A 7,041-nucleotide genomic window follows, 5' to 3' on the forward strand; every position below is an offset into this window, starting at 1 on the left:
CCTCCCGGGACCCTCTTCGGACCGCGCGGCGCATCGCTTTGGAGCGGGTTTTGCACGGATCGCACCCGTGCATATCGAAAACAATCCCGCAAACCAATGGACAAACGCGTGTATTTGTGCCTGGCCCACATGAGCGGCCGGGAACAGGATTTCATCCGCGAGGCGTTCGACACCAACTGGGTGGTGCCGCTCGGCCCCAATGTGAATGCCTTCGAGGAGGAGCTCGGGGCCTTCCTCGGCGGCGGAAAACGGGTCGTGGCCCTCTCGGCCGGCACGGCGGCCATCCACCTGGGGCTCGTGCTGCTGGGGGTCGGCCCGGGCGACGAGGTCATCTGCCAGTCGTTCACCTTCTGTGCCTCGGCCAATCCGGCCGTCTACCTCGGGGCGACGCCCGTCTTCGTGGACAGCGAACCCCGGAGCTGGAACATGGATCCCGAGTTGCTCGAGGAGGCCATCCGTGACCGGATCGCCCGCCGCGGCCGCAAGCCGAAGGCCATCATCCCCGTGCACCTCTACGGCATGCCGGCCGATATCGACGCCATCTGCCGCGTGGCCGAACGGTATGGAATCCCGGTGCTGGAGGATGCCGCCGAGGCCCTTGGCTCGGAGTTCGAGGGGCGCAAGTGCGGCACGTTCGGGGCACTGGGTGCGCTGTCGTTCAACGGCAACAAGATGATTACCACCTCGGGCGGCGGTGCGCTGATCGTCCCCGACGACGAGACCCGACGCCGGGCGATGTTCTTCGCCACGCAGGCCCGCGAGCCGTTCCCCTATTACCAGCACGAGCAGATCGGCTACAACTACCGCATGTCGAACATCTGCGCCGGCATCGGCCGCGGGCAGATGACCGTGCTCGACGCCCACATCGCCCACCACCGGAGGGTGCATGCGCGCTATGCCGCCGCTTTTGCCGGCGTGCCGGGCATCACCCTCGCGGACAACCCCGACAGCCGGTGGAACTCGAACTTCTGGCTCTGCACGATCCTCGTCGATCCGGCCGTGTCGGGAACCACCTGCGAGGAGCTGCGCCTCCGGCTCGATGCGGAGGGCGTCGAGACCCGCCCGCTGTGGAAACCCATGCACCTGCAGCCGGTCTATGCCGGCAATCCGTGCTATGTGAACGGCACGGCCGAGCGCCTTTTCGGGCGGGGACTCTGCCTTCCGGCCGGGCCGATGGTCACGGACGGCGACGTGGACCGCATCGCGGCGTGCATCCGGGCCTGTGTGAAGAGCCCCGTGGCATAACCTTTCCGGAAAGCGTGTACGTGAGAGCCCCGCATCACGATGATGCGGGGCTCTTCCGTTCGTTGGACCTCGGGGACGGAGCGTCCGGACGGAACCTGCCCGGAGCGGGTTGCTCCTCCTTCTCCGGGACCGGTCCCGCAGCGGACGTTCAGACCGTTGCGGCTTCTGCTGATGCCGGAATGCAGTGCGTCGGGTGGAAGACCCCCAGGTCGAGCCGGGCGGCGATGCGGGCCAGCGCCTTCTGCGCCTTGACCGAGTTGCCCGCCCCGTCGAGCGGGGGCGCGAAGGCCGCGATGCCCAGCACGCCCGGGACGACGCCCATGATGCCGCCGCCGACTCCCGATTTGGCCGGGAGCCCCGTCGTGAAGAGCCAGTCGCCCGTGTGTTCGTAGAACCCGACGGTGGCCATCAGCGCCGTGATCTTCGGCGTGAGTTCCGCCTTGAAGACCCTCCGGCGGGTCGTGGGGTTCACTCCGCCGCCGGCAATCGTCGCGGCCGCCACGGCAAGCTGTCGGGCCGTCACGCCGAGCGAGCACTGCCGCGTGTAGAGGTCGAGCGAGAGCTCCGGATCGTCGTAGATGCGTTCGTAGTTGCGCAGCAGCCAGGCGATCGAGCGGTTGTTGAAGTTGGTCGCCGACTCCGAACGGTAGAGTTCGTCGATCACCTCGACCTCTGATCCGGCCAGTTCGCCGATGAAGCCCCGGATCGCCGCCCACTTCGCGTCGGCATCGCCCGTCGGGCGGATCATCGAACAGGCGGCGATGGCCCCGGCGTTTACCAGCGGCGTCGAGGGATGGTCGCGTTCGAGCAGGATCGCCATGATCGAGTTGAAGGGCAGCCCCGTGGCGTCGGCGCCGATCTTGTGCAGCAGCTGTCCGGCGCCGTATTGCTCCATGGCCAGCAGCGCCGTGGGGACCTTCGACACCGATTCGATGCCGAAGGCGTACTCCGTATCGCCGGCGGTGATGACCGATCCGTCGGGCAGGCAGGCCGCGATGCCGAACAGATGGGCGGGAACCCCCGCCAGGTAGGGGATGTAGTCGGCGTTCCGGCCGCCGCTCTCCTCCTTGCAGTGCCGGTAGGCCTCTTCGACGGCCTCCCGAACCGTGTGTGCGTCGATTTTTCGTATCATGATTTGTCCGATTTGCGGTTCTTGATTGTATGTGCCGAATCCGTTGCGGTGGCGGGGCTGCCCTTGTCCGGGGTCTCCTCCCAGTGGAACGGGGCGAAGTCGGCGGCAGCCTTCGGGTCACGCCACGAGGGTTTGCGCAGGGCGTAGATCACGAACGGGGCGCCGACCATGACCAGACAGCCGATGACGAGCACCGAGTACCACACGGCGCTGCTTCCCGTGGCAATCTGCCCGGGCGGCACGAAGCTCAATACGAAGGCCAGCAGCGAGCCGCAGAAGCCGAGCGAACCGATGAACCACATCATGCCGTTGCCCTTCCCGAGGCGGAAGGGGCGCGGCGCCGACTTCATGCGGTAGCGCAGGACGATCGCCGCCGCGAACATGAGCATGTACATGATCAGGTAGAGCAGCACGGTGAGCTGCGAGAGGATCTGGTAGAACGACTGCACGGAGGGCATTACCACGAAGAGTAGGGCCAGCAGTGTCACCAGACCGCCCTGGATGAGCAGGATGTTGCGCTGCACGCCGTTGCGGTTGGTCTTCTGGAAGAAGGGCGGCAGGTAGCCCGCCTTGCCCACGGTGAAGATACCCTTCGACGGGCCGGCCACCCAGGTCAGCACGCCGGCCAGCACGCCGAACATCAGTGCCACGGCGATTACGGGCGAGGCCCACGAGAGGTGCAGGTAGCGCAGGTAGTTGTCGAAGCCGATGAGCAGCGACTGCGTGAGGTTGATCTCCTTGGCCGGGATCACGAAGCCCAGCGAGAAGGTGCCCAGCACGAAGATGCAGACCGTCACCAGCGAACCGATGATGATCGCCTTGGGGTAGTTGCGCCCCGGGTCGCGGACCTCCATGACGTGGATGCCCATCATCTCCATGCCGGCGTAGAAGAGGAAGATGCCGCTGGCGAGCACCAGGTTGTCGAGCCGGGTCAGGTCGGGGAAGAATCCCTGTGAGAGGTCCATGTGGTTGTGCCCGCCCGTGGCCAGGTAGACGATGCCCAGCACGATGAGCAGCCCGGCGGGGATGATCGTGCCGATCATGCCGCCCCATTTGCTGATCTTGCCGACCCAGCCCAGGCCCTTGAGCGAAATCCACGTCGCTGCCCAGTAGATGGCCAGCACCACGGCCAGCGTGAAGACCTTGTTCGAGGCCAGCGTCATGTCGTGTGTCTCGTTCATGCCGATGAAGGCGATCGAGACGGCCCCGAAGGTGAGCACCGTGGGGTACCAGATCGTCGATTCAATCCACTGGAGCCAGATGGCCAGGAAGCCCGTGCGGGCCCCGAAGGCCTCGCCCACCCAGCGGAACACGCCGCCCTGCTTGTCGGAGAACATGGCGGCCAGCTCGGCGGCGACCATCGCCGTCGGGATGAGGAAGACGACGGCGGCGAACAGGTAGTAGAACGCCGACGAGAGTCCGTAGACCGCTTCGGCCGGCAGGCCCCGCAGGCTCACCACCGCCGTGACGTTCATGATGGCCAGGGTCATGACGCTCAGCTTGAACCCCGTGCCGACGGAAGTTTTCTTTCCATTCATAACGTGTCGATTTTGTTTTTGAACGCTGCAACCGGTGCAACTACCGTGCAATTTTTTCCGTATATTTGCTCCCGAACCACTTCCTGACAGCCATGAAACGCATCCTGTCCATCCTGCTTGCCGCCCTGTGCCTCGCCTCGTGCGGCGGCGGATCGTCCCGCCGCAAGGCCGCCGATACGGCCTCCGACGCGCCGCGGGTCTTCCTTCCGGCGCTCGCTCCCGCGCGGATGTCGCTCGACGAGCAGCGCGACTACCTTCGGTGGCATTATTGGGACAACTTCGATTTTTCGGACACGCTCTTCCTCGCTCGGGCCGACACGCTGCAGCTCGTCGAGGCCTATGTCCGCTATGTGGCGCTGATCTCCGACCGCCCGAACGACCCGGCGCCGATCGATTCGCTCATGCACCGCGCCTCGGCGTCGCGCCTCATGCTCGACTACTTCGCCATGCTGGCCGACGAGGTGCTGCACGACCCCAACTCGCCGCTGCGCAACGACGAGTTCTACATCCCCGTGCTGCAGGCCGTGCTCGCCGCCCCGTGGTACGACGCATACGAGCGGCTGGCCCCGGAGTATGCCCTGAAGATGGCGATGCAGAACCGCGTGGGGCAGCCGGCCAACGATTTCACCTTCGAGCGGATCACCGGCGAGCGGGGCAGCCTCTACGGGCTGCGGTCGGAGTACGTCCTGCTGTTCGTCTCCAATCCCGGATGCGCCCTCTGCCGCGAGGTGCGCGAGCAGATCGCCTCGTCGCCGATGCTCTCCGAAATGATCGAGCGGGGACGGCTCGCCGTGCTGGTGCTCTATCCCGACGAGGAGCTCGACGCCTGGCGGGTCCATGCCGGCGAGATCCCTCCGGCGTGGATTAATGCCCGCGACCCGGGATGCGTGGTCCGCGATTCGGGCCTCTACGACCTGCGGGCCATCCCGTCGCTCTACCTGCTCGACGCCGACAAGCGGGTGCTCGTCAAGGACTCGGCCGACGTGGCCCTGATCGAGGAGACGATCGACCGCCGGAGCTGAACCTCCCCGTCCCGCGTCCGCGCAGCCTGCGGGCTGTCTGCCGCCCGGCATGCGTGCCTTCCCATACCCGTGCGCGAAGGGTATAAGCGATGCTTATGGTTGCATAAAAAAAGACAATCGGTTTTATATGGAAACTTCCCGGCGAATCGTTATCTTTGCATCGGATTAAAACGAAACACACACACTTGACATACCAAACTAACAACTTGAAAACTATGGCAAAGAAATGGCGTTGTACCGTATGCGGGTACATTCATGAAGGTCCCGAGGCACCCGAGCAGTGCCCGATGTGCAAAGTCGGCAAGGATAAGTTCGTAGAGGTTGTAGAGCAGGAGGGCGACCTCGATTTCGTTACCGAGCACAAGATCGGTGACGGCAAGGGCGCCAGCAAGGAGCTCTGGGAGGGTCTCCAGAACCACTTCATGGGCGAGTGCACCGAGGTGGGCATGTACCTGGCGATGAGCCGTCAGGCCGATCGCGAGGGCTATCCCGAGATCGCCGAGGCCTACAAGCGTTACGCATGGGAGGAGGCCGAGCATGCTTCGAAGTTCGCCGAGCTGATCGGCGAGGTGGTCTGGGACACGAAGACCAACCTCGAGAAGCGCATGAACGCCGAGTGCGGCGCCTGCGAGGACAAGATGCGTCTGGCCCGCATGGCCAAGGAGGAGAACCTCGACGCCGTACACGACACGGTGCACGAGATGGCCAAGGACGAGGCCCGTCACGGCAAGGGCTTCGAAGGTCTCTACAAGCGCTACTTCGGCAAATAATCAAGGCCGGAAACGACATGAAGGCGGGTTTTTCACAAAATCCGCCTTTTTTTCATTTTTTCGCGGGGGGGGGAATTTTTCACTATCTTTGCCGTCGGCTACAAAATTTTCAAACAGCACGAAACAATGCTCAGACAAACCATTCGATGGGCCGCGGTTGCGGCTCTGCTCTTCGGGGCCGTATCCTGTTCCAAGGATGAGACCCCGGGCGATCCCGAGGGGACCGTTCTGCTGAACATGTACAACGAGCAGAACGGGAAGACCTTGCTCAGTGATTCGGACATTTACATCAACGATGCCGGAAACTTCATCAGCCCCGCGAGCTGCCAGCTCTTCATGCTGGGAGAGCGCTCGGGGCTGGGCGGCGTGCGGGTCACCGATCTGAAGAACCCTGCGCCCGAGGCTGCCGTGATGAAAAAGTACGGCTATGTGGCGGTACGCGGTGCTGCGGCGTATATGTTCCCTTCGCAGTGCGTGGCCCTGCCGGTCGATCCGGAGCGCGGCGTGAATTACCTCAAGTTCTATGTCGTGGATCGCATCACCGACCCCGAACGGGGCGATCTGGGCGCCGTCGTGAAGTTCGCCATCGAGGCGCCCCGCGGCTATTGGCTGCCCGAGTGGGGTTCGACGCCCTACGAGATCGACTATTCGTCGAAGGCCCTCGGGGATGAGGTGGCGCTGACGCTCCCCGGTGACAACTTCGAGGCCGAGCTCTACGGAAACAGGGAGCTCTCCTGCGAGAAGCGGGGCCGCAAGCTGGTCTTCGTGCTGCACGACTGGCCGTCGTACGGTGACGGTTCGGTCTCCTACACCCTGCGGCTGCGCGTCGGCGAGAGTTTCACCGAGGTGAACGTTCTGCTCCGCTATTAACCCTCCGCTCCGGATGCGGCGGCCCGATCCGCCGCACGGCCACATCACAAGACCAACAACAGGAAAGGCGACCCGAAATCCGGGTCGCCTTTCTTCTGGTGTATCCGAACTGCAACATTCTTGCAGTCAGATACTACTGATCGGTTACTTCACCTTCTCGTAGATGTACACCTCGTGGATCTCACCGGTGTAGCCCTCCTCGGTGAACGGGCCCTGCGACATGCCGAGGATGATCTGCGTGCCGCGGTTGTTGAGTACGAGCAGATCGTCCGTCACGGGGTCGATGCACAGACCCTCGATCTCACCGGCGCGGCGGAAGTCCGACATCTCGCGGAACAGCTCCAGGCGGCCTGCCTTGGCACCTGCGGCGATCAGACCCGTGCGCTTCACGGGGTTGCCCTTCTTGTCGAGTTTCACGCTGAACGGCGTGTCGCGGACTACCTCGGTGCCCTCCTTGAGACCCG

At 64.1% G+C, this 7,041-nt stretch carries 6 protein-coding genes and 1 pseudogene; 4 read left to right on the forward strand and 3 right to left on the reverse strand.

All coding sequences use genetic code 11. The annotated features are described in order from the left end of the window. Positions 1-96 precede the first annotated feature (96 nt). Positions 97-1,245 (forward strand): DegT/DnrJ/EryC1/StrS family aminotransferase, encoded by a 1,149-nt coding sequence (locus QZL63_RS05180; RefSeq protein ID WP_022308266.1) that lies wholly within the window; start codon positions 97-99, stop codon positions 1,243-1,245. 148 nt (positions 1,246-1,393) lie between these two features. Here QZL63_RS05180 and glsA read toward each other — a convergent pair whose 3' ends face one another. Then, positions 1,394-2,377 carry a glutaminase A gene (gene glsA, locus QZL63_RS05185; protein WP_022308267.1) on the reverse strand — a complete coding sequence of 328 codons (984 nt, stop codon included), beginning with the start codon at positions 2,375-2,377 and terminating at the stop codon, positions 1,394-1,396. After that, positions 2,374-3,915: a putative glutamine/gamma-aminobutyrate antiporter GadC gene (gadC, locus tag QZL63_RS05190; RefSeq protein ID WP_022308268.1), complete on the reverse strand. Its 1,542-nt coding sequence runs from the start codon at positions 3,913-3,915 to the stop codon at positions 2,374-2,376. Before gadC ends, glsA begins: the two co-directional genes overlap by 4 nt. A 92-nt stretch (positions 3,916-4,007) precedes the next feature. Here gadC and QZL63_RS05195 point away from each other — a divergent pair, with 92 nt between their 5' ends. The 3 genes from QZL63_RS05195 to QZL63_RS05205 all read left to right on the forward strand — a co-directional run bounded on the left by QZL63_RS05195 (position 4,008) and on the right by QZL63_RS05205 (position 6,577). Beyond that, the gene (locus QZL63_RS05195; RefSeq protein ID WP_022308269.1) at positions 4,008-4,937 is read left to right on the forward strand and encodes a DUF5106 domain-containing protein; all 930 of its coding nucleotides are present in this window, start codon (positions 4,008-4,010) and stop codon (positions 4,935-4,937) included. 215 nt (positions 4,938-5,152) lie between these two features. Next, complete coding sequence (locus QZL63_RS05200; RefSeq protein ID WP_022308270.1) at positions 5,153-5,707, forward strand: NADH peroxidase; 555 nt, start codon at positions 5,153-5,155, stop codon at positions 5,705-5,707. A 126-nt stretch (positions 5,708-5,833) separates the two neighbouring features. Beyond that, positions 5,834-6,577 (forward strand): DUF5036 family protein, encoded by a 744-nt coding sequence (locus QZL63_RS05205; RefSeq protein WP_022308271.1) that lies wholly within the window; start codon positions 5,834-5,836, stop codon positions 6,575-6,577. Between the two features lie 144 nt (positions 6,578-6,721). Here the strand turns inward: QZL63_RS05205 and QZL63_RS05210 are convergent. Then, positions 6,722-7,041, reverse strand: a pseudogene (locus QZL63_RS05210) (hypothetical protein); the annotation flags it as partial.

The organism is Alistipes sp. CAG:268 (assembly GCA_000434235.1).
Taxonomy (GTDB): domain Bacteria; phylum Bacteroidota; class Bacteroidia; order Bacteroidales; family Rikenellaceae; genus Alistipes; species Alistipes avistercoris.